The following is a 22914-nucleotide window of genomic DNA, read 5'->3' as shown; positions in this document are numbered from 1 at the left end:
CTTATTCAATTTCAGCTCGTAAAGTAGCTTCTCTAAGTTCCTGTTGACGATAACTGCGAGGTAAAAACGCTCGAATTTCATCTTCGTTAAAACCAATCTGCATCCGTTTGGCATCCAAAATAATTGGACGACGCAACAAAGAAGGGTTTTCCTCAATCAATTTTATTAATTCTGATATAGATAAACTCTCAACATCCAAGTCTAGCTTTTGGAAAATTTTTGATCGAGTTGAGATAATATCGTCCGTTCCATTTTCTGTCAGTGATAGGATGTGTTGTAACTCCTGAGCTGATAGAGGGCTGGTCATGATATTATGTTCCACGAAAGGAACTTCATGGTTTAACAGCCAAGCACGCGCCTTACGGCAAGACGTACAACTCGGTGATAAAAATAATGTAATCATGCGCTTCTCTTCTTATTTCTTAATAACTTCTTCTATTATACTAAAAATATAAGTGCTTGACTAGACCTTTTTATATCCAGATACTTCTTTTATGCTTTCCAAGCACGTGCAATGACTTCATCTGATTTTAACTGATTGAGTAAACTTTCAATTCCATCAAACTTCACCATATCCCGAATTTTATCAAGCCAGTATATTTTAATCGTATCACCATAAATATCTTTTGAAAAATCAAAAATGTTTGCTTCAAAACGAAGTTCATCGCCTTCAAAAGTGACATTCTTTCCAACGCTAGCCATACCTTTGTAACGTTCACCATTATGTTCAACTTCAACGACATAAACACCGTCTCCCGGCAAAAAAACACGATCTAGTGGTGCTAAATTAGCTGTTGGATAACCAATGGTTCGACCACGAGCATTTCCATGAACGACGATCCCTCTAGTTGACAATGGGTAGCCTAGTAATTTTGAAGCCTCAGCAACACGACCTTCTTTAATGGCTTGACGTATCCGAGTAGAGGAAATTTTCTTTTCATCTTGGTTAACTGATGAGACAATAACAATTTGCCCGTCAAAAAACTGACTAAGCTCCTTAGCTTCTTTTTTGTCTGATCCAAAATGATAGTCAAAACCAGCTACAACTGCTCTAGCTTTCAGTTTCTTAACGTACTTTTCAAAAAAATCTTTCGCTTTATTTCCTGCAAAACAGCTGGTAAAGTCAATCAGATAAAGGTAGTCAACTCCTTGTGCTTCAAGCAGTTGCTCTCTTTCTTCAGGACTGTTGAGATGAAGTAATAAATCAGGCTGGTAACGCACAAAAGCTAGCTTGGGAGATTCTGGAAAAGTAAGCACAGCGATCTTCAGTTTTTTTTCTGCTGCAATCTGACGTGCCTCGGCAAAAAGGGCTTGGTGCCCCCTGTGTAAACCATCAAAATAACCTAAAACTAAGACAGTGTCCTGAGTTTGTTGGATATCTTTGTCATTTGAAATATGGATTGTTTTCATTCTTATATTCTATCATAAATTATCAGAGAAAGACCTTGCGAGGCTTGAACTGGTCCTTTCTTTTTTCTAAAATAGCTACCAGCTTTTCTCCATAAAAACCAGCTAGCTCAGCTTCATCTGACACCAAGCTGATAAAACGACCATTTCTCACATCTTCAACCTGCTCGTCTGATAACTCGACTTTCAGTAAATCCCCGATCCCCAGTTCTAGTGGCTGGAGAAAAGAATAATCCTCCTCTGCTACTCGCTCTGCTATTTGATCCAAGCTTAAGGCGTCGGCCAGATTCATACCTGCAGCACTAGTTCGTATTAAATGAGACATATGAGCAGCATAGCCCAGCTTCTCTCCCAGGTCAACAGACAAGGTACGGATATAAGTTCCCTTGCTACATTTCACACAAAAAGTGAATCGTGCGAGATGGCCCTCATAAGAGATCGGACTTGTCCGTTCAAATTGATAAATAGTCACCTGGCGTTCTGGACGCTCCACTTCCTGACCTGCTCGCGCATACTCATAGAGCTTGCGACCATTGACCTTGACTGCCGAATACATAGGAGGAATCTGAGTAATAGGCCCAGTCAGACTTGAAATCGCTTCATCGACAATGGTTTCATCCAAGGGCGACAAAACAGGTGTTTCTGCAACCACCTCACCACTAGCATCCTCAGTCGTTGTTGAATAGCCAAGGGTTATCTCACCCTCATAGACTTTGCCCTCATCCTGCATAAACTCGACCAAACGCGTCGCCTTACCAACCGCAATAGGCAAAACCCCTACCACATCTGGATCCAAGGTCCCACCATGACCGATTTTCTTGGTTTTTAAAATTTTGCGCAGCTTAAAAACCGCATCATGCGAGGTCATGCCCGCTTCTTTTTTAAAGTTGATAATTCCGTTCATGTGTTGCTTTCTAATTTCCCTTTCACTTATATTCCCCATTGTTTAAATCAATTTTTTTAATATCATATAAATCCTCAGAGTAAAATGGTTCCCCCGACTCAATTGGTAAAATATATTCAAAATTTTCATCCTTTTCAAGCCGTTTATACTTTCCATTAACAACCGAAAAGTAGTCAGCGTTTATGTTGTAATATCCATCCGGAAGGCTTGAAAAATCAATATCATCTAGTTCCAATAGGTTGCTTTTGCTAAGTGTTAAATGCAAGCAAAGAGCTCCCTCCTTCATAAAGTCTTTAACAGAAAGAGTCGCATATCCTCTAAAAGCTTGTTTTTCTTTACTGAATGAATTTTGATTTTGAAGAGCCTTTTCTTTTATTAATGGAGTTATTCTATATGAACTTGATATTTTAAAACCAGGGCTAGCTAATGGCTGTTCTTTATCATCAATAACGACTAAATCATAGCCTTTCTTTTGTATTGCACTTTCTACAGCTGATTTAAAATCATTCAGAACCGTCTGAGCTTCTTGGCTCGATACAGAAAGCCTCAAGAATTCTTTAAAACCATAATTCTCATTAATGAAACTGACCTCTGTTAATTTTTGACGAATATACTTAGCACCTACTTGAATGGTTATTCCGTTATCCGATACATCAAAAATACTAATATCTGAAACGTTACTATCTATTTCTACGCTTTTAAGAGCGACATCATAATTCATTCCCCTAGAAGAATAAAACTCTTTTAATTGTTTAACTTTAGCATTATTTCTATAGTGGACCTGAATTCTACTTCCTACAAATGGAGAAAAAATACCAATCAAAAATATAATAAGTAACATACGACTTATTTTTGGATTGTAGTCTTCCTTTTGATAAATCCAATCTAAATACGGAAATAAAAATAATGAAAAAATGAAACTCCAAAGGTCAAGATCCTTTATAAAGTCAAAGGAAACGATCATCTTAAATCTTAGCAAAAACATCAGAAAAATTGCTAAAAAAACATTCCCGATCAATAGAAAAGCAACAATACGTTTTGATTTTTTATGTGCTTTTCGCGCATAAGATATACCTACGATGAGATTGGCTAAAAAGCTAATTCCATAACCGAATATAGTTGGAATAAGTCCAAAAATACCAAATAATAAACTATAGTTTGAGTCTGTATCGCCTACGCCTTCAATATTTAAAAGACCATATAGGAGATTAAGAAAAAATACAACTAATGGTAAATAAGCAATATAAATATCTGAGAATTTCAAAGATTTTTTCATATAAACTCCTGTTTTTAAGGTAATCTCACTCTCCCTTCAGTGCTTCAAATTTCGCTTTCATGGTTGGATTTTTTCGGGTCAATCTTTTGACTGAGACATCCTCCAATTTGTTGTTGGCAAGACGAAGTTGGTTTTCTGATGTGGTCAGGAACTTCTTGACCTCTTCCATACGCTTAATAGCCTTGTCGATTTCATCAATGGCTTTACCAAAATTGGTCGAAGCTGAGTTGTAGTTCTTTGCAAAAGCTAGTTTGAAGGCATCCAAATCTTCTTCAAAATGGGTAATATCAATATTCTGCTCCCGAACCAAGGCTAGCTCTTGCTTGTATTTAAGAGAATTAAGCGCCGCATTTCGCAGGAGACCAATCAACTGAATAAAGAACTGAGGACGGACCACATACATCTTTTCATACTCGTGACTGACGTCAACAATCCCTGTGTTAAAGTAGTCGTTATCTGCTTCTAACATGGTCACCAAAACGGCATACTCACAGTTTTTCTCCCGACGGTCCTTGTCCAATTCTTTGTAAAAACCTGCATTCTTATGCTTCTTCTCTGTTCCGTCCGCTTCATTTTTCATCTCAAACATGATGGAAATGATTTCGATACCATTTTCATCGCATTCACGGAAGATAAAATCTCCCTTAGACCCTCGCGCAGAGACCTTGTTATCCTTCTCAAAGTAGGCATTTGGAAAGGCAAAACTACGAACCTTGTTAAACTCACTCTCTGCATACTGTTCCAAACTTTCCCCGATAGCCTTAGTGGATTGTTGAGTCTTGAAATTCTTATAAAACTCGACTTGTTCACTAACTGCCTTGAGCTGAGCTTCGTAATTCTGTTTGACGGAAGCTAGAGACAACTCGTTTTCCTTTTCTTGCAAGAGAAGCTGATTTTTGACCTGGTCTCGTTCTTTTTCTAGGCCAGAGAGGGTCTTTTGCAGTTGATTTTCATGCTCTAAACGTAAGGTAGCCAATTGGTTTTCCAAGGCCTGTACTTCCTTGTCCTTGGCCAATAAAGCCTCATAGCTTGTCTGCTCTATTTCTTTCCTAGCGAGTTCTTTTTCTGTATCAAAGTTTTGGATTTGACTCTGCAATTGAGCGATTTCTTGGTCTTTTTGAGCTAGTTTAGACTGTTGCTCATTCATGGCTTTCTGCTCAGCCAAGGCCAGTTCCTGCTTCATCCGATCATGCAGTTCCTTATCAAACTCAGCTGTCCTCACTTGGGACAAGAGTTCAGCATACTGACTCTCATTTACTGTAAAGACTTCCCCACAGTTGGGGCATTTTATTTCGTTCATGGATTATCCTCTTTCATGAAATTTCTTCATTATATTATACCATTCCTTGTTATAAATGAAAAACTCGGGCTAATGATCTAAGGCTTGCTTCAAATTCCTCTTGACTTACTTGACAAAACAGTGTACTATACTACTGTATATACACCAAAAGGAGGTTGTAATGAAAATTAAATCTAAAAATCAATTTTTAACCATGACCGCTTTGCTCACAGCCTTAGCAATTGCCATTCCTATGGTTATGCCCTTGAAAATTGTCATCCCCCCTGCTTCTTATACGTTGGGGAGCCACGTCGCCATCTTTCTGGCTATGTTTATCTCGCCTCTAATGACTGTGATTGTCATTTTAGGATCTACTTATGGTTTTTTGATAGCTGGTTATCCATTTGTAATTGTCCTACGTGCTTTCTCTCATATTGTATTCGGTACCCTTGGGGCTATCTACTTGAAGAAAGCTCCCGAAACCTTAAATAATCCAATTAAGAAGTGGATTTTCAATATTGTAATGGCCATTATCCACGCATTAGGGGAAGTGGTGGTCTGCGTTATTTTTTACAGCTCCACTGCTTATCCAAGTGGTAATCTTTTCTATTTATTGTTTATCTTGGTTGGCTTTGGTACTATTATTCACAGTATCGTAGACTTTTTGATTTCTGATTTTATTTTTCAAGCTTTGAAAAAAATTATATAATCCTTGCAACTTATTCTTATTTGTCTTAAAATGAAGCTATGACAAAGCAAAGAAAAGAAAAATTATTAGAACTTTTAAAACAATCTAGTGTTGCTATCAATGGTCAAGCTTTGGCTGAGCATTTCCATGTGACCAGGCAGATTATTGTGCAAGATATTGCCTTGCTTAGAGCTGATGGTGCTCCCATTCTTTCAACCAATCGTGGATATCTATATAAAGGAACTGACGACATTCCTACTTTTCATCGGCTATTCAAGATTAAACATGGCGTAGAAGATATGGAAACTGAACTATTAGCCATTGTTGATAATGGTGGTCGAGTCCAGAATATTCTGATTGAGCATCCAGTTTATGGTGAAATACAGACTTACCTGAAGCTGACCTGTCGCCGTGATGTCCAACATTTTCTTCAACAGGTCGAAGGATCTCAATTCCGTCCTTTATCTGAGCTGACAGATGGAGTTCACTATCACCTGATCCAAGCTGACTCTCAACAGGATTTGGATTATGTTGAGACTGCTTTGAGGGATTTGGGGTTTTTGTTGGAGTAAACAAAAAAAGACTGATTAGGATCTAACCTAGTCAGTTTTTTTAGTACATACTTTTACGCCATCCACCTTCTATCCGCTCGTGATAGTAATATTCCGAAAGCTCCTCATCTTCCATCATACGCAGAAGTTCTAGCATATCATAGGCTAAGTCTAGTTTTGGCAGAGCATTCTTGTCTACCCAAGAAATCTCGCCCTCTTCTGTCGAGTGAATCTGACCAGAAAATTCAGTCGCTTTGTAGCAAAAGACGATATAGCGAATTCCCTCATCCGTATGCCAGTTCTTTACCCTGACCAATTTTGGATGACGAATGGTTAAACCTGTTTCCTCTAAAATCTCACGCACAACTGCATCATGGAGAGACTCGCCCTTCTCGATATGGCCACCCGGAAAGGCATAGCCAGACCAATGATTACGCTCAGGAGAGCGGTATTGCATAACCACACGTTCGTTCTCGAGATCTTCTATAAGGCAAATATTAGTTAAAATCGTTTCTTGGGCACGTGACATGGATTCACTCACTTTCTATTTGTTAATATTCATCCCGAAATTTTACTTCGGACTTCATCATAAAAGAATTAACTAAATCGTGGTATTCACGATAACCATGAAGCAAAGATCCTCTAACGATGATAACTTCCCTATCTACTATCCTACAATCTACTGTAATTGGAATGCGTGAATCTTCTATAAAAGAAAAAGCTAAAAGCGAAACACCCCAGATACAAAAAACTACAAAAGCACTAAAGAGCTCTAGAATAAGATGGCGCTTTTGACCTACCCTTGATTTATAAAATCGACCCCATAAATGGAACAATAAGGTTAAACAAAGACAAAAAAACCAGAAATTCCACAGAGTAGAAATAAATGCTAAACCAAATGTTAATAAAATAAGATGGAAAATGACGAAGGATAACAAGGCAAGATAAACTATTCTATACACATTTAAATATTTCATAATATTTTTCCTCTTCTCAAGATTATGACTAGATCTCAAACAGGCTATGGATCAACTCACTTTCTAAGTTATTAAAACATATCTTCGTTATATTTTACTTCTGACTTCATGATAAAGGGATTGATCAATTCATGGTGTTCATAGGTACTATGGACCACAAAACCCCTGACAATGATGATTTCTTTATCTTGTATATGATAGTCTATATTGATAGGAATGGCTGGATTCTGGATGATTGACAAAACAAAGAACGCTGCAAACCAAAGATAAAGTGCCAGTAATGCACTGAATAATTGAAAGATAAGGTGGTACCATTGAAAAATCCTTGTTCTTAAAAAGACGATCCAAGGATGGATAAAAAGGGTCAAACAAAGAATGAAAAACCAACTATTCCACAAAAACGGAGTAAAGGATAGGCCAAAAGCTAACAAAATCAAATGAAGAATGACGAAAGTTAGCAAGGCCAGATAGAGTGTTTTAAATGAAAACAATTTAATTAAATTTTCTTTGGTCATGTTTTTCCCTCTTTTTTTCATTATATTTTAAAATCAATATCGTTAACGCTGAAATGAAGAAAAAGATTAGATAGGTAGCAATCGGAAACCAGACATAGCGAGAATCCAAACTGATTAAAGGTGGCAAAAAACCCTTTCCGTGTTTCAATCTAATCCCTACAAAACAATGAAAAAGAAAAATCAGGCCATTTAGATAGAGAAAAAATTCTGAAATATCTTCCAGCGAGTTGCTCCCCTCTCCTCTCAGACTTCCAAACCAAGAATAGAATGGAAAAGTAACCAGAAGAAACAAATTTAGATACAAGGGGCTAATATAACTAAACTCACGAAGCGGAGCAGGAATACTCTCATTACCAAATGTTAAATATCCCACGCCAAGACCAACCATTATAAAGAATATATAACCTAAAAGAGCTTCTACTATCCAATGTTTTTCCAACCAAAGGATAAATTTGTTCCCCTGAACTTTTACTTTTCTTTTGTTTTTATTTTTCTTTTTGGTTTTACTTTTCATTCACCAACTCCACAATCTTCTGGAAAGTCTTACCGTTTCGGATGGTTAGTTGCTTGTAAAAACTAGATTTGAGCAGTTTCTTATGGTAGTTGGACTTGAGATAGTCCGCTTGGTCAGCATTGCTATAAAAGAAAGCCGTCTGTCCAAAATGCAGCTGCTCCTTGTCATTTGCCCAGTTACCCGCCAGTTCTTGAACAGTTTCCCTATCTGTCTCCGGCAGATAAAAGAGAACATCTCGCCGAAAGGCTGTTTCATCCTGCCACCAAGTAGGCAGATTGGCTGTTTCTTTTTGAAGCATGGCAGAGCTGACAAGGACGAAAGGCAGAGGAAAATCATAAGACTGACTAAAATAAGCCGACAATATCTCCCGAATCCTCTCCTCCTGCTCCTCGCTCTCAAAGAAAAGATTGCCACTATTGATGTAGGAAACTGGGTTTTCAAAACCCAACTCTGCTAAATCCTTCTTCAAATCAGCCATAACGACCTTGTTTTTTCCGCCGACATTAATACCGCGGAGTAAAAGTGCATAACGCATGTGTGCTCCTTAAAATATATCTATTATGTCCAAACTAATTGTTAGAGTTTTTCGAGTAAATCAGCCGTTTTTCTTTCACGGCTTTTCCTAAGTCGATGACTTTTTCCTCACTGTCAAAAACAAAACCCATTTTTTTATAGAAAGCGATGGCACGTTTGTTATCTTCTAAAACCCATAATACAATCTCTTGATAACCATCCAAGGCAGCAAAAGCAGCCTGCATTAACTGCTGTCCTACACCTTTGCCATAATAATCTTTTAAGACATACAAGGCGAAAATTTCACCCGCTCTTGTATCTGAGTCTCGAAAATCACCGTAGCTAACAAAGCCGACCACTTTAGCATCATCCAAAGCGATCAAGGTATTTTCAGGATACTTTTGACTATAAAATCGACACTTATCCAAAGTCATCTGCTCTTGAAATTCCGCAGGCAAAATCTCATCATAAGCTTCACGCCATGTCTGCCAATGAACTCGGGATTTCCCTTCTATCTCCTCAGCTGTTTCCATTGCTTTGATAGTGATGACCATTTGTTTTTCTCCTTGAATAAAACTATCTAGATTATTCCGCCTGAAAACCATTACTATCTAATTTCCCATTTTCTCCCCAAACAACTACATAAACATTTTTGGGTAAGGTAGTAAAATCAACATAATCAGTTAGAGTCGCACCATCAGGAATTCGACCTTCCAGATTGAGATACAAATTCAATTGAGCCCCATACTTTTCTGATAATCGGATCATATCCTTTCTCAATTTCTTTATGTTCTCTGCTGATGCTTCATACTTCTCTGTCTTGGGATTATACTTTAGTTCCTTTTTAATTTGAACCAAATCACGATAAAACCCTTTTTGGTCGTCAGTTACATCGTAATCTAAATCTGTACTCAGCTTCTTAAATTTCACCGGCTTTAGAACAGACTCTTTGTCAAAATATAAGGTATTCAACATTGGATGGGAATTTGTATCTAAGACAGAAGAAAAGGTAAGATCTGTTAATATGGAAGATGGCTCATCATCACTATTAGCGTAATAGGAATAAGTTCTTTCTTCTAACTCATCTGTTAAAATTTTGTCCGCCTCTTCAGTCAATTGAACTTTTACTTCATATTGATAAGTAACATGACTAACCCAAGTTGGAATCTCTATTTTTTTAACCTTCAATCCTAAATTATCTTCAAAAGCTGTGTTCACAACATATTCAATATGCTGCTTTTCCTCTTTCGTAACAAGTTTTGTCGGCATAAATGCCCAAATAAATTGAACTATCGGTATCATGCCTATCACAAAAATTGAAATAAAGAAAATAAGTATTAGTTTAATTAGATCCTTTTTCACTTCAATTCCCCCACTTAAACTTCTCTATCTTATTTTTACATAACAACTTATTGACTAAAAAAGAAATTAAAAGCTTAGTTCGTAACTTTGGTACAAATTATATTATTTAATCCATCGCCTTTATTTCCAGAATCATATCGCGAATCTGTGCGGCCAGTTCGAAGTCGAGGAGTCCGGCAGCTTCTTGCATTTGGCCTTCCAGTTTCTTGATCATGTCCTTGCGCTCCTGCTTGTTGAGGCTTTCGATTTCGACAGTTTCTTCCTTGTCTGGCAGGGCTGCCTTGGTCACGCTTATCAGGTCACGGATTTCTTTCTTAATAGTCTGCGGTACAATGCCGTGCTCTTCATTATAAGCCATCTGGATTGCCCGGCGGCGGGCAGTTTCATCGATAGCGCGCTGCATGGACTGGGTCATGGTATCGGCATACATGATAACATGCCCTTCGCTGTTGCGGGCTGCCCGACCGATGGTCTGGATCAGGCCACGCTCGTTGCGGAGGAAACCTTCCTTGTCCGCATCAAGGATTGCCACCAGACTAACCTCGGGTACGTCGATTCCCTCGCGTAGCAGGTTAATCCCAACCAAAACGTCAAAGACACCCAAGCGCAAATCACGGATAATCTCAGTCCGCTCCAATGTCTTGATATCCGAGTGCATATACTTGACCTTGACTCCCATTTCCTTGAAGTAGTCCGTCAAATCTTCCGCCATCTTCTTGGTCAGGGTTGTGATAAAGGTGCGTTCGTTCTTTTCAACACGTGCATTGATTTCACCCAAAAGATCATCAATCTGTCCCATAGTTGGGCGGACTTCCACCTCTGGATCCAGAAGCCCTGTCGGTCGGATAATCTGCTCAATAACAGTATCCGTCTGTTCATTTTCATAGTCGCCCGGCGTAGCCGATACATAGACAATCTGGTGAACATGGCTTTCAAATTCTTCTCGGCGCAGCGGACGGTTGTCCAAGGCAGACGGCAAGCGGAAACCATAATTAACCAACATCTCCTTACGAGAGCGGTCGCCATTGTACATACCGCGAATCTGTCCCATGGTCATGTGACTCTCGTCAATCATAATCAAGAAGTCATCAGGGAAAAAGTCCAAAAGGGTATAAGGCGGCTCTCCTTCGCTCCGACCATCCATGTGGCGAGAATAGTTCTCAACACCATTCGTATAACCCATTTCGCGCAGCATTTCGATATCGTACTCTGTGCGCTGTTTCAAGCGCTGGGCTTCCAGAAGCTTGCCTTCCTTCTCAAAGATAGCTAGCTGCTCCTCCAGCTCCGCCTGAATCTTAGCAATGGCTACTTCCATGTGGTCTTCATTGGTCACGAAGTGGGTGGCTGGGAAGATGGCCAAATGGTCCACCTCGCCCAAGACTCGACCTGTCAAGGCTTCAACCTCACGAATCCGGTCAATCTCATCTCCAAAAAACTCCACCCGAAAAGCATGCTCATCCCTAGAAGCTGGGAAAATCTCTACCACATCACCACGAACCCGGAATTTCCCCCGCTGAAAATCAATGTCATTGCGCTCAAACTGGATATCTACCAAGTCATTGAGTAGCTTATCACGAGAAATCTCTAGTCCAGGACGCAGGCTAACCACACTATCGGAGTATTCCTTAGGTGAACCCAGACCATAGATACAAGAGACAGAAGCCACGACAATCACATCATTGCGCTCTAGAAGGGCAGATGTCGCTGAGTGACGGAGCTTATCAATCTCGTCATTGACCGAGCTATCCTTTTCGATATAAGTATCGCTGGAAGGCACATAGGCCTCAGGCTGGTAGTAATCATAGTAGGAAACGAAGTATTCCACCGCGTTATTGGGGAAAAACTCCTTAAACTCGCCATAAAGCTGGCCAGCCAGCGTTTTATTGTGGGCGATAACCAGAGTCGGCTTGTTGACCTGAGCGATAACCTGACTCATGGTATAGGTCTTACCAGTACCAGTCGCCCCCATGAGAATCTGGGCTTTCTCGCCGCCCTCAATATTATCCACCAGCTGCTCGATAGCCTGGGGCTGATCTCCTGAAGGCTCATACTTGGAAATCAATTCAAATTTATTATCTGTTATTCTGTTAATCATCTTTTATTCCTCAAATTGTGCTTCTATCATTTTACCATATTTGCCCTATTTTCTCTGGATTTGGATGTGAGCCAATGGTCCACAACTCTATCATCATTCTTTTTTTATCCTACATTTCATTGACAGACAAGAATAAAGTCCGTTCTAAACTATGCAAATTGAATTTTGAAACATAGGTAATAAATCTTATTAAAATAACAAAACTATTAATTGCTTGAAAATGATAACTAAAATAGGGCAATCAGTAAACACAGCATGTTTCCAAATCGATGAGATTAAGTGATTGATGTTATATAATCTAACATAAACTCGTTAAAATTTGCTATCTTCGTCAATTTCTGATATAATCGTACAATATTCTAAAAAGGAGACTAGTATGAAACAAAAAATTATAGCACTTTTACTAACATTCTCTTCGCTACTTACTTTTGCTAGTAGCGTTGTTCATGCAGAAGATAAAGCAACACCTGTAAAATCAAAATACGTTATTTCCAGTGATTCCTCTTTTGCACCTTTCGTTTTTCAAGACAATAACAATCAATATACAGGTATTGATATGGATTTGATCAAAGCCATTGCTAAAGATCAAGGCTTCAATATCACCATTAAAAATCCTGGTTTTGATGTGGCGCTTAACGATGTACAAACCGGTCATGCTGATGGTATGATTGCAGGAATGACTGTAACGGATGCACGAAAAAAGACCTTCGATTTCTCAGATTCTTATTATTCAGCAAATTCAATCTTAGCTGTGGCTAAATCCAGCACCATTTCTTCTTATGAAGACTTAAAAGGGAAAACTGTCGGTGTTAAAAATGGGACGTCCTCTCAAACTTTCTTAACTGATAATCAAAAGAAGTATGGTTACAAAATTAAGACTTTTTCTGATGGCGCTTCTCTCTATGATAGTCTGAATTCCGGTTCAGTAGCAGCTATCATGGATGATGAACCTGTCATTAGATATGCCATTAAGCAAGGGAAAAAATTTAAAACACCTATCGAAGGAACTCCTAGCGGTAAATTGGCTTTCGCCGTAAAAAAAGGAAGCAATCCTGAATTGATTAAGATGTTCAACAATGGACTAGCTAACTTGAAAAAGAATGGAACTTACGATAAGATTCTCGAAAAATACCTAGCAGATAATTCTTCTGAATCAGAAGTTGATGAATCAACTATTTTGGGACTCTTAAAGAATAATTATCCTCAACTTCTTAAAGGTTTTGGTGTAACGATCGCTTTAGCACTTCTTTCCTTCGCTATAGCTTTAGTAATCGGTATTATCTTTGGAATGTTTAGTGTCAGCCCTTATAAACCACTACGTTGGATTGCTGAAATCTTTGTCGATGTCATTCGTGGTGTGCCACTTATGATTCTTGCTGCCTTTATCTTCTGGGGTATACCGAACTTGATTGAATCAATTACAAACCAGCAAAGTCCTATTAACGATTTTGTGGCTGGTACCATTGCTCTCTCTCTTAATTCAGGCGCATATATTGCTGAAATTGTGCGTGGCGGTATCCAAGCAGTACCTGTAGGACAGATGGAAGCAAGCCGGAGTTTGGGTATTTCCTATTCTAAGACTATGAGAAAAATCATCTTACCACAGGCAACTAAAATCATGCTTCCAAACTTTGTCAACCAATTTGTAATTGCGCTTAAAGATACTACAATCGTATCAGCAATCGGACTTGTAGAGCTCTTCCAAACAGGTAAGAACATCATCGCTCGTAACTATCAAAGTTTCCGTATGTACGCTATTCTCGCTGTTTTATATCTTTTGATTATTACTTTCCTTACTAGATTAGCTAAACGCTTAGAAAAGAGGATCCAATAATGGCAAAATTAAAAATTGATGTAAATGACCTTCACAAATACTATGGAGAAAATGAAGTCCTTAAAGGTATTACTGCTAAGTTTTATGAAGGGGACGTCGTTTGTATTATCGGTCCTTCTGGATCAGGAAAGTCAACTTTTCTTCGTAGTCTTAACCTACTTGAAGAAGTTACTAGTGGTACCATCACTGTTGATGGTTTTGATCTAACTGACAAAAACACTAATGTAGACTTAGTTCGTGAAAATATCGGAATGGTTTTCCAACACTTCAACCTATTTCCACATATGACTGTTCTTGAAAATATCACCTTCGCTCCTGTTCAGCATAAGCGTATGAGCCAAGCTGAAGCGGATGCCTTGGGAATGGAATTACTAGAAAAGGTTGGATTAGCTGACAAGGCCGATGCTAGCCCTAACAGCCTCTCTGGTGGTCAAAAGCAACGTGTAGCTATCGCTCGTGGCTTAGCTATGAACCCCGATATTATGCTCTTTGATGAGCCTACTTCTGCTCTTGACCCAGAAATGGTCGGTGACGTTCTAAATGTTATGAAAGAATTAGCAGAGCAAGGTATGACAATGATTATCGTAACTCACGAAATGGGCTTTGCACGTCAAGTAGCTAATCGTGTTATCTTTACAGCAGATGGTGAATTCCTTGAAGATGGAAAACCTGACCAAATCTTCGACAACCCTCGGCATCCACGCTTACAAGATTTCCTAGACAAGGTTCTTAATGTATAAAATAACTCCGGCAAAAAAAATTGCCGGAGTTATTTTATTTTTTGAAATATTAAAACTATATCCTTTTTATTTCTCACGGATCACTTCGACCTTGTAGCCATCAGGATCTTTAACAAAGTAATAGTTTGGTGGATTACCTGGAAGCCCCTTTGGTTCTGTAACCTCATAACCTTTAGCACTGTGTTCTTGATGGAGAGCCTCAAGATCTGGTGTGCTAAGTGCAATGTGAGCAAATCCATCCCCTACAACATAAGGACCATGATCATAGTTATAGGTTAATTCTAATTCATAGTCATCACCATCAAGTCCTAGATAGACAATAGTGAAGGCATAATCTGGAAAATCCTTACGACGTAATTCTTTAAATCCAAAAGCATCTTGATAGAATGCGATTGATTTTTCAAGACTCTCAACTCGCAAGCAAGTGTGTAACATTTTTGAAGCCATAAATATAATTCCTCCTTTTGTATATTATAACATTTTCAAGACTAGGTTCCTATTTATCGATTTTATAAAACGTCATGTTTTTTTAAATACTAATATTATAAAAAGAAAAAAGGTCCCTGAGGACCAATTTGATATTATTTACCAAGTTTTGCTTTAGCTGCATCTGCAAGAGCTGTGAAAGCTGCTGCATCGTTAACAGCCAAGTCAGCCAACATTTTACGGTTAACTTCAATCTCAGCCAATTTCAAACCATGCATCAATTGTGAGTATGAAAGTCCGTTCAAACGAGCTGCCGCATTGATACGAGTGATCCATAATTTACGGAAGTCACGTTTTTTCTGACGACGGTCACGGTATGCATAGTAGTAAGAGTTCATTACTTGCTCTTTTGCAGTACGGAACAAGATGTGTTTTGCTCCATAGTAACCTTTAGCTAATTTAAGAATACGTTTACGACGTTTGCGCGATACAACGCCACCTTTAACACGTGCCATGTTTTATTTCCTCCAATATTTCCTAGAATTGTTCAGTCATTAACTTGCTCTTATTTCAAGCGAGTAAGCATTGCTTTGATACGTTTGAAATCTCCTGAATGCACCATAGATGCTTTACGAAGATGACGACGTTGTTTCTTAGTCTTTCCGTGGAAACGGTGTGAAGTGTAAGCACGGAAACGTTTCAAGCCACCAGAACCTGTACGTTTGAAACGTTTAGCTGATGCGCGGTGTGTTTTTTGTTTTGGCATGATAAATTTCTCCTTTTTTTAACTTTTGACAAAATTATTTTTTGTCTGGAAGCGGTGCTAACTGCATAAACATTTGACGTCCATCCATCTTAGCTCTTTGCTCAATAATGGCAACATCTTGAGTTGCTTCAGCAAATTCCGCTAAAACTTTAGCCCCAATCTCTTTATGGGTAATCATCCGCCCTTTGAAGCGAATGGAAACTTTAACTTTATTTCCTTTTTCAAGGAACTTGCGTGCATTGCGAAGTTTAGTATCAAAGTCTCCCTTATCAATGGTCGGACTAAGACGCACTTCTTTTACAGTTACAACGCTTTGTTTTTTACGTTGTTCCTTTTGTTTTTTCTGATACTCAAATTTGAACTTTCCATAGTCCATAATTTTCGCAACAGGCGGCTTAGCTTGTGGTTGAATCAAAACCAAGTCCACATTAGCATCGTCAGCAAGTGCTTGCGCTTCACTAAGTGGCTTAATTCCTAATTGCTCACCTTCAAGACCAATTAAACGAACTTCACGTACACGGATTTCATCATTGATGAATAAGTCTTGCTTTGCTATAGTTTTCACCTCTTTTTTATTTTTCTACTCTTCCAAATCTGAGTCAAGATTTTAGAATTCAATGTTTATGTCAGATGAACCAACTAGCATTTAATCCCTAAATTAGACCAAACTTAGTTAAGTATTCGAGAAAAACAAGAGCGGACTTGCTAACGCAAGCCCGCACTACATGATAGTATTTCATTACTGAAACTTAATCCGTAGAGCCAGACAACGTTAGTCGCAAGGCGAGAAGCTCTCACTTCTGCTTTTCTCAACTCTACTATCATACCAAGTTTCTTATTACTTGTCAAGAATTTTTTTTGCTTTTTCCTCAATAAATGCCACTACATCAGAAATACTTACTCCTGTCGTATCAAATGTGATGGAGTCTTCAGCCGGACGTAAAGGAGAAACACTACGGTGACTATCTTTATAATCTCGATCAGCAATTTCTTTCTTCAAGACTTCAAGATCTGCTGAAATACCTCTTTCTAAATTCTCTTTATAGCGACGTTCAGCTCGTTCATCAACTGAAGCCACTAAGAAAATTTTGAGCTCGGCATCTGGTAGCACGACCGTGCCAATATCACGACCATCCATAACAATGCCACCTTGACTGGCAATCTGTTGCTGAAGGCTTACTAATTTTTCTCGAACTTCTGGAATAGCAGAAATCCAAGAAACATTATTAGTAACATCATTTTCGCGAATAGGGTTGGTCACATCTACATCCCCAACAAAAACTAACTGTTGACCAGACTCAGAACGACCGAAACTCACAGAATAGTCATCCAATAATCTAATGATACCTTCTGTATCAGCAGCAGTCAGCTGATGTTGCAAAGCCAGGTAAGTTGCTGCACGATACATAGCCCCTGTATCAAGATAAGTATAACCCAAATCTTTAGCAATTATTTTTGCAACCGTAGACTTCCCACTGGAAGCTGGACCATCAATTGCAATTTGAATCTGTTTCATAGTATCCTCCTAACGAGTTTTAACAACATCGCCTGGATTAGCATACCATGATCCAGTTGTCATATGAGAAGGGTTTAAGCGTTCTAATTCAGCAATAGAAATTCCAGCTCTAGCAGCAATGGCTGCTTCTCCTTCTCCAGCTTGAACAGTAATAGTTCCTTCAGATGAAGCTGTTGTGCTCTCAGAACTAGCTTCAGAACTTGCAGCAGGTGCAGAACTAGCTACTTGACTACTAGCAGGTGCGCTAGTATCAAGAAAACCTTCTTTAGCAGCTGTCTTCCCACCGCCACCAACAGAAAGATAAATCATTCCTGCAACAATCACAATGACCATGATGAAGAAAATAACCGCTAAAATAGTTAGGACTCTATTCGCTAAAACATCACTTGATTTTTTTGTTCTTTTCAAATCTTTTTCTCCATTATCGTAAATATCTTCTTCCCATGGTTCTTTTGCCATGACTTCCTCCTTGAATTTTTCTAAAAATCTTATTACAATATGACTATGAAAGTAACACTCATTCCAGAACGATGCATTGCTTGTGGGCTCTGCCAAACCTATTCTGAACTTTTTGATTACCATGACAATGGTATTGTCAAATTTTCCAACAATAACGAGCTCCTAGAAACTCATATTGAAGAATCAGATGATGTTCTTGAAGCAATCAAAAATTGTCCCACACGCGCTCTAAAAAAAGATTAAGAGTGTTTATCCTGATTAGCATAATAGGTTTCAAAGTAATCAATGTGTGTCAAGTTATCAACTAATTCGACTTCACCTTTAAAATGCTTATTTAAAGCTAAATCATTCACAAAATACTTTTTAGGCCACTTTCTCATACAAAAAGTTCGGCCTTTTTCTTTGCCATCAAAGTATAGTGTGATCGATGTTTTCGTTACAGCCACTTTTCGAATGGTTGATATGTCGATTTTTGATGGCGTAAAGGGATTAGCTGTTATGATGCGTAAAATCCCATTATCATAAATGGTGAAATAACGATGAACTCCTACACCAAGTAAAACCATAAATAAAAACAGGAAAAACAAGACTAAAGTAGGAACATCCGAACTCTCATACATCAAAGACAGTCCAATAAAGATTGGAATGACAGATAAAGACCAATAAATAACTAAGATTGAAAGATCTGGTTGCCAGTGATATCGAAGTTGTCCAAAAATCTTTATCATATCCTCATCCTCCTCTAACTAGTTTAGCATATTTTGAGAAAAAATGGGAGTATAAATCATCCTATAAAATGATTATTTTATAAGAAATTTTCAAAATAAAAAGTGGTGAAATAACAACCTTTAGGATTGCTTTCAACCACTTTTATAAACTATTGAGGGACTTTGAAAAAGTCTTTTGATAAATATCCTTTACCAGCAACCATATCGTATTCAATCATTCGCATATCGTTAGCTATTTCTTGAGCCTCAGCATCCAGATCAGATTTATCTACACTCGCCTTATGTAATACTTCGGTTTGTAATGCATAGTATGGTGAGACTTTAGAATTTGTTTGCTCCATGACTAAAGCTGAGAAATCACTGGAATTAACTAGTGGGTAATTCAGTTTTGGTGTTTCGTAGTTGCTCCAAACAAAATAATCTGTCAGGTATTGATTTTCTTCCTGGTTCTTAAAAATCGATGTTGGATACAACCCTGGTAAATGGTCACCGTAAAAGACAACTGTTATTTTCTTATTGATTTTTGACAGTTGATCAAGGAAGTTTTTGGTTGCTACATCAGTTTGAAAAAGCAAGCGACTATAGAAGGTTAGCTTTGAATTTTCTTCGTCTGTAAACCCCTCTCCTTTTCCTTCCATTGTTTCAGGATTCGCTTCAAGCCAAGGAGAATGATTTTGCATCGTCATTACAGAAAAGAATTGATTATCTCCTTCTTTAATGTTATCCAAGACTATTTGATAAGTTGAAGCATCGCTAGGACTGACTCCTTCTTTTTGATAACTAATTCCTTTTGTTTCTACGGTGATAAAACGATCATAATTCAAGTGATTATAGATATAGTTTCTTGAATAGTTTGCGGCACCTGCTAAATGAAGAGCAATTCTATTTTTGCTTTCGTATAAGTCACTTATAACCGGAGTTTTATTCATCTTAGGAAAAACTTCTGTGTAAAGTATCGAAACACTTTGAGAAATATTATAAAATGGCAAACCAGTTAAAGTCTGGAATTCCATATTAGCTGTTCCTCCACCATAACCATCCGATCTCATGAGTCCACTAGTTGATTTAGTTTTGATCTCTTCAATATTCGGAATCGGATTTTCAGTCAGTGTGACCCCTTGTATACGTCTTGGATCAGCAAAACTCTCACTCAATACATAAATAACTGTATGATCTTTTAAGTTGTCTGTTCGAGCTTGATTGATCTCCTCTGCCTTTTTAGCATACTTCTCTTCTATTTCTTTTATCTTAGACGCCTTATAGCCTTCTGGTTTAGCCATTACTTCTGTCGTCAATTGATTTATCCAGACGTAAGCTAATGAACGATAGCGTGCATTATTTGTATTACCAAGCCAGGTAATATCTTGTAAGTTATTCAGAACTGTAATGACAGGTATATTTCTTTTGACCTTACCATTTTCCTTCTGAGCAAATACCTGAAAAATTCCAATCAAACACAAGAAAACACAAACTAATCTTACAAACCTACGACTGAATTTTTGAATCATTTTTCCTTTGAACAGGAAATAGTTAAGAATTAAAAATCCAATAATCAGTATAGTTAGCCATTTCAATGCTTCATTCATGTAAGAGGTATCCACAAAACTAAGCAATGTACTTGGTGAAGAAAGCCAAATCATATCACTTGGTAAGACCGGCTCGCCTCGCATGCTAAACTTGATTGAATTCGCAATTACAAATAAGCTCATTCCTCCAACCAAGATGACTGTTGTCAAGAAATACCGATTAATGAGCAGGTATAAGAACAAGAAGATCAAAAAGAGAATAATGATCTGAAGACTAGTCGCTCCAGGCAACTGGTAGTATTCTAAAAAAGGTGTTCCCTTACCAAGTCCCATTTGAATCAAATAGTTAAAGACAACTGCAGCCGTCATACTAGTTGCCACCGCTAAAGAATAAGAACTTCTATTTTTAAGTAAGTGACTTAAACCTCTTACGAAATGGTAGGAAATAAATGTTGCTAGCAGAGAAAATACTGCTACTATCACTGTTACAAGCCAGAAATGGTGTTCTGTAAACAATTCACTGCCATATTTGTGATTCAAAGCCATAAACCATTCAGTTTGGTAAAGTGCTTGAGGAAATTTACTATCTGTCAAAAGGAAAGATAGTAAAATTTGTGACAAAACAAGGAATTCAACATTGGATGACAATTGAATCTTGTTGAGACGAAAAGACACTATCTTTAAGGTCCTAAAGATCAGGGTTAAAATGGCAATAGCAGGTACTAACCACAATAAAACTGGAAAGAAATTCTTTTGAGAAAATATATGCTCAAACCAATTCCAACTTTTGTAGCTTTCATTATTAATATTTAAAGCATCTTCAACTAAATTTGACAAGAAGGAATACAAAATATAGATATAAGCTAAGCGAATAAGAGATACAAATTTAAAACGATAACAAGACAGTAAAATTGGAATGCCACCTAACCCAATGAGGTAAAAAATTCGTTCTTGCTTAATTAGAATTCTTACTGGAGCAGTTGGATCAGTCTCCCTAACTAACTGGCTTTGAATTAAGAACAAATTGATAAAAAAGAATAAAATAGGCAGGATAAACAATAAAAAACGTTCTATTTTAACTGCTTTTTTCATGACTTGCCCTTCCCTAACAATCGTTTTAAGATGTATTTGATAGCTCTTGCAGGTCCAATAAAGATGTATTTCATCGCCCCCTTGATTCCACCAATCTGGTTAAAATCTACAAAGGTATGAGGCTGTAAATCTTCTCGATTATTTAGTTGCTTGTTATCTATAAAAGCTGTTAGACCGAGTTGATTATAAGAAATCTTAAAGTCATACTGCTTGTCCCAAGCAATATAAACCAAAAGTCTTTCTATCGCATGAAGAATGGAATTTTGTGGAAGTGGCTCACTCGGAACATCCTCCTCCGTCAAGTTTAAATCAAATAAAGGAGACAATGCGTCATATTTAAACCAAACGAAGGTTCCATAGCTCATGACAAAGGTATTCATTTGCTTAAAGTCAACTTCTTTTTGACAGTTCATGCGCTCCCACAGTTTATTCATCTCAGGAGAAATCAGGGCTTCATTCCAGGCGACTACAATCCTGTTAAAGCGGAAGAAGCTAGGAATGTCAGCTATGACTAGCCCTAAGCGATCATCTTGTCCTAATTGACTAACTATCTGATCTGCTGGATGAACAAGCATGTTAATTAGCTCTTTACGCCAACTTTCTCCAGCCCAATAATCAGCTTCTTTAGATTTTTTTGTATGAAAATGCCCAATATAGTCATACTGAGATAGATGTCTCTTTAATTTAAGCATAGGAAGAACATCTCGCCCAACATTTCCTGTTACCAAGACTTCTGCTTTTGCTTGTTTTCCCTCTAAAATGTCAAGTATCTCGTTCTTTTTCTTTTCGCTATCTGTTGTAATGAATAAGTCATAAGAGAAATGGAAAGATTCAAATGCATGAAGGAATTCAGCTAGTAAATCTACATAAAAAACATGAAGGTGGACAGCTATTTTCTTGTCAGGTATAGAAATTGGAAGAGACAAATCTAAAATTTTCCTTCCAAGCAAGTAAGGATAGTCAGGCAAATCAATACGAGACATATGTTTGACAATTAAATCAACAGGATAGTCCGTTGTATTTTCAATGTCGTTTAAAATATAAGGTGTTAATCCTTCATTTGCTGCTATTGTTTTTACTTTGATAAACGGCACTCTATTTTTTAGGATAGAGGTTGGATTATAGTAAGAAAAATCCGGATAGAGCATACCTGAAGCATCAGCCTGGATTGTATTAAAAACGGTCTGATAGTGAAAACCTGCCTGCACTAAATTAGTTGTAACCTGGGTTTCATAATGATCTATAACATCTTGAACTTCTGTATAATCCTGAATGTTTTGCCAGAACAGTTGAAAGGTTTCTGAATTGACTACATTTTTCTTAAATGATAGATAATAACTTTGGATATGCTCGTTAAAATCTTTGTCTTTACGATAATTCGTCATTCCCCAGAAATCAACGTTTCTATCACCTTCAAAATCTTGGTATATAGGCTCTAAATCCCACAAAGGTCCAAAGCATGTATCATTCATTAAAGTGACTGAATCATATTTTTTTAATTCTTCAAAGCCAACAGAATTCATTCCATCTCGCCAAGCAGCAAAATCAAAACCAATATTCTTTCTCAAAAGAACTTCATCAACCAGTTCTTTCTTCAGTCCATCTTCCTGATCTTTACTTATCTTGCTATTTGAAATGAAAATCACTTTCCTGAAGAGGGGACGCATTTTTTCAAGCTGATAAAGTACATGTTCACTAATCTGATTGAACTTATTATAGTGAACATATAAAAGTAATCGTTTCATT

At 37.7% G+C, this 22914-nt stretch carries 26 protein-coding genes, 1 pseudogene and 1 other annotated feature; of the genes and pseudogenes, 5 read left to right on the top strand and 22 right to left on the bottom strand.

Annotated elements, in window-relative coordinates; all coding sequences use genetic code 11:
- Window position 1: 1 nt before the first annotated feature.
- The 5 genes from PCY06_RS04510 to PCY06_RS04490 form a co-directional block, all read right to left on the bottom strand.
- Window positions 2-403: a Spx/MgsR family RNA polymerase-binding regulatory protein gene (locus tag PCY06_RS04510; RefSeq protein WP_045773959.1), complete on the bottom strand. Its 402-nt coding sequence runs from the start codon at window positions 401-403 to the stop codon at window positions 2-4.
- Window positions 404-492: 89 nt separating this feature from the next.
- Window positions 493-1410, bottom strand: a complete 918-nt coding sequence (locus PCY06_RS04505) for a bifunctional riboflavin kinase/FAD synthetase (protein ID WP_060970513.1) — start codon at window positions 1408-1410, stop codon at window positions 493-495.
- A gap of 22 nt (window positions 1411-1432) precedes the next feature.
- A complete protein-coding gene (truB, locus tag PCY06_RS04500; RefSeq protein ID WP_082307668.1) occupies window positions 1433-2311 on the bottom strand; it encodes a tRNA pseudouridine(55) synthase TruB in 879 nt (292 codons plus the stop codon).
- Window positions 2312-2333: 22 nt separating this feature from the next.
- Complete coding sequence (locus PCY06_RS04495) at window positions 2334-3587, bottom strand: glutamyl-tRNA amidotransferase (protein ID WP_195916586.1); 1254 nt, start codon at window positions 3585-3587, stop codon at window positions 2334-2336.
- 25 nt (window positions 3588-3612) lie between these two features.
- Window positions 3613-4887, bottom strand: a complete 1275-nt coding sequence (locus PCY06_RS04490) for a DUF2130 domain-containing protein (protein ID WP_061595719.1) — start codon at window positions 4885-4887, stop codon at window positions 3613-3615.
- 160 nt (window positions 4888-5047) lie between these two features.
- On the opposite strand from PCY06_RS04490, the gene PCY06_RS04485 reads away from it, so the two are divergent.
- Both PCY06_RS04485 and PCY06_RS04480 read left to right on the top strand, forming a co-directional pair.
- Window positions 5048-5575 carry a hypothetical protein gene (locus PCY06_RS04485; protein ID WP_061595718.1) on the top strand — a complete coding sequence of 176 codons (528 nt, stop codon included), beginning with the start codon at window positions 5048-5050 and terminating at the stop codon, window positions 5573-5575.
- A 38-nt stretch (window positions 5576-5613) separates the two neighbouring features.
- A complete protein-coding gene (locus tag PCY06_RS04480; protein ID WP_046165657.1) occupies window positions 5614-6126 on the top strand; it encodes a transcription repressor NadR in 513 nt (170 codons plus the stop codon).
- 40 nt (window positions 6127-6166) lie between these two features.
- On the opposite strand, the gene PCY06_RS04475 is transcribed toward PCY06_RS04480, so the two are convergent.
- The 8 genes from PCY06_RS04475 to uvrB all read right to left on the bottom strand — a co-directional run bounded on the left by PCY06_RS04475 (window position 6167) and on the right by uvrB (window position 12081).
- On the bottom strand, window positions 6167-6634 hold the full coding sequence (locus PCY06_RS04475) for an 8-oxo-dGTP diphosphatase (RefSeq protein WP_301387076.1): 468 nt from the start codon (window positions 6632-6634) through the stop codon (window positions 6167-6169).
- A gap of 22 nt (window positions 6635-6656) precedes the next feature.
- Window positions 6657-7082 carry a hypothetical protein gene (locus PCY06_RS04470; RefSeq protein WP_172858963.1) on the bottom strand — a complete coding sequence of 142 codons (426 nt, stop codon included), beginning with the start codon at window positions 7080-7082 and terminating at the stop codon, window positions 6657-6659.
- 71 nt (window positions 7083-7153) lie between these two features.
- Window positions 7154-7597 (bottom strand): hypothetical protein, encoded by a 444-nt coding sequence (locus PCY06_RS04465; protein WP_061595717.1) that lies wholly within the window; start codon window positions 7595-7597, stop codon window positions 7154-7156.
- On the bottom strand, window positions 7575-8111 hold the full coding sequence (locus PCY06_RS04460; RefSeq protein WP_061595716.1) for a hypothetical protein: 537 nt from the start codon (window positions 8109-8111) through the stop codon (window positions 7575-7577). The genes PCY06_RS04465 and PCY06_RS04460 overlap by 23 nt, the downstream gene beginning before the upstream one ends.
- A complete protein-coding gene (locus tag PCY06_RS04455; protein WP_061595715.1) occupies window positions 8101-8646 on the bottom strand; it encodes a DUF1697 domain-containing protein in 546 nt (181 codons plus the stop codon). The genes PCY06_RS04460 and PCY06_RS04455 overlap by 11 nt, the downstream gene beginning before the upstream one ends.
- Window positions 8647-8680: 34 nt before the next feature.
- Window positions 8681-9178 (bottom strand): GNAT family N-acetyltransferase, encoded by a 498-nt coding sequence (locus tag PCY06_RS04450; protein WP_061595714.1) that lies wholly within the window; start codon window positions 9176-9178, stop codon window positions 8681-8683.
- Between the two features lie 31 nt (window positions 9179-9209).
- Window positions 9210-9986, bottom strand: coding sequence for a hypothetical protein (locus tag PCY06_RS04445; protein ID WP_061595713.1), 777 nt, complete (start codon window positions 9984-9986; stop codon window positions 9210-9212).
- A 106-nt stretch (window positions 9987-10092) separates the two neighbouring features.
- Window positions 10093-12081 (bottom strand): excinuclease ABC subunit UvrB, encoded by a 1989-nt coding sequence (gene uvrB / locus PCY06_RS04440; protein WP_008808768.1) that lies wholly within the window; start codon window positions 12079-12081, stop codon window positions 10093-10095.
- A gap of 337 nt (window positions 12082-12418) precedes the next feature.
- Here uvrB and PCY06_RS04435 point away from each other — a divergent pair.
- Together PCY06_RS04435 and PCY06_RS04430 are read left to right on the top strand one after the other, a co-directional pair.
- Window positions 12419-13915 (top strand): annotated as a pseudogene (locus tag PCY06_RS04435) (amino acid ABC transporter substrate-binding protein/permease); the annotation flags it as partial.
- Complete coding sequence (locus tag PCY06_RS04430; RefSeq protein WP_008808770.1) at window positions 13915-14655, top strand: amino acid ABC transporter ATP-binding protein; 741 nt, start codon at window positions 13915-13917, stop codon at window positions 14653-14655. The pseudogene PCY06_RS04435 and the gene PCY06_RS04430, both read left to right, overlap by 1 nt.
- 66 nt (window positions 14656-14721) lie before the next feature.
- Here PCY06_RS04430 and PCY06_RS04425 read toward each other — a convergent pair whose 3' ends face one another.
- From PCY06_RS04425 to PCY06_RS04400, 6 genes are all read right to left on the bottom strand, one after another.
- Window positions 14722-15102, bottom strand: a complete 381-nt coding sequence (locus tag PCY06_RS04425; protein WP_045634900.1) for a VOC family protein — start codon at window positions 15100-15102, stop codon at window positions 14722-14724.
- A gap of 134 nt (window positions 15103-15236) precedes the next feature.
- Window positions 15237-15596 (bottom strand): 50S ribosomal protein L20, encoded by a 360-nt coding sequence (gene rplT / locus PCY06_RS04420; protein ID WP_000124830.1) that lies wholly within the window; start codon window positions 15594-15596, stop codon window positions 15237-15239.
- Window positions 15597-15646: 50 nt separating this feature from the next.
- Window positions 15647-15847 carry a 50S ribosomal protein L35 gene (rpmI, locus tag PCY06_RS04415; protein ID WP_001125942.1) on the bottom strand — a complete coding sequence of 67 codons (201 nt, stop codon included), beginning with the start codon at window positions 15845-15847 and terminating at the stop codon, window positions 15647-15649.
- A gap of 34 nt (window positions 15848-15881) precedes the next feature.
- Window positions 15882-16412: a translation initiation factor IF-3 gene (infC, locus tag PCY06_RS04410; RefSeq protein WP_008808772.1), complete on the bottom strand. Its 531-nt coding sequence runs from the start codon at window positions 16410-16412 to the stop codon at window positions 15882-15884.
- Between the two features lie 117 nt (window positions 16413-16529).
- Window positions 16530-16659, bottom strand: a sequence feature (ribosomal protein L20 leader region).
- A gap of 26 nt (window positions 16660-16685) precedes the next feature.
- Window positions 16686-17363 (bottom strand): (d)CMP kinase, encoded by a 678-nt coding sequence (gene cmk / locus PCY06_RS04405; protein WP_008808773.1) that lies wholly within the window; start codon window positions 17361-17363, stop codon window positions 16686-16688.
- 9 nt (window positions 17364-17372) lie between these two features.
- The gene (locus PCY06_RS04400; protein WP_008808774.1) at window positions 17373-17822 is read right to left on the bottom strand and encodes an SAG1386/EF1546 family surface-associated protein; all 450 of its coding nucleotides are present in this window, start codon (window positions 17820-17822) and stop codon (window positions 17373-17375) included.
- A 45-nt stretch (window positions 17823-17867) separates the two neighbouring features.
- Between PCY06_RS04400 and PCY06_RS04395 the strand changes: the two genes are divergently transcribed.
- Window positions 17868-18065, top strand: a complete 198-nt coding sequence (locus tag PCY06_RS04395) for a ferredoxin (protein WP_301335834.1) — start codon at window positions 17868-17870, stop codon at window positions 18063-18065.
- On the opposite strand, the gene PCY06_RS04390 is transcribed toward PCY06_RS04395, so the two are convergent.
- The 3 genes from PCY06_RS04390 to PCY06_RS04380 all read right to left on the bottom strand — a co-directional run bounded on the left by PCY06_RS04390 (window position 18062) and on the right by PCY06_RS04380 (window position 22913).
- Entirely contained in the window at window positions 18062-18550 is a 489-nt protein-coding gene (locus tag PCY06_RS04390) for an EbsA family protein (protein WP_008808776.1), read from the bottom strand. The genes PCY06_RS04395 and PCY06_RS04390 overlap by 4 nt on opposite strands.
- 149 nt (window positions 18551-18699) lie before the next feature.
- Window positions 18700-21168 carry an LTA synthase family protein gene (locus PCY06_RS04385; protein WP_082307670.1) on the bottom strand — a complete coding sequence of 823 codons (2469 nt, stop codon included), beginning with the start codon at window positions 21166-21168 and terminating at the stop codon, window positions 18700-18702.
- Window positions 21165-22913, bottom strand: a complete 1749-nt coding sequence (locus tag PCY06_RS04380) for a rhamnan synthesis F family protein (protein WP_060970525.1) — start codon at window positions 22911-22913, stop codon at window positions 21165-21167. The genes PCY06_RS04385 and PCY06_RS04380 overlap by 4 nt, the downstream gene beginning before the upstream one ends.
- Window position 22914: the final 1 nt, after the last annotated feature.

It is taken from the genome of Streptococcus sp. SG1 (genome assembly GCF_030439935.1).
Taxonomy (GTDB): Bacteria; Bacillota; Bacilli; order Lactobacillales; family Streptococcaceae; genus Streptococcus; species Streptococcus gordonii.
Note: the sequence above shows the minus strand (reverse complement) of the source record. Positions and strands in the feature narration are given on the sequence as shown.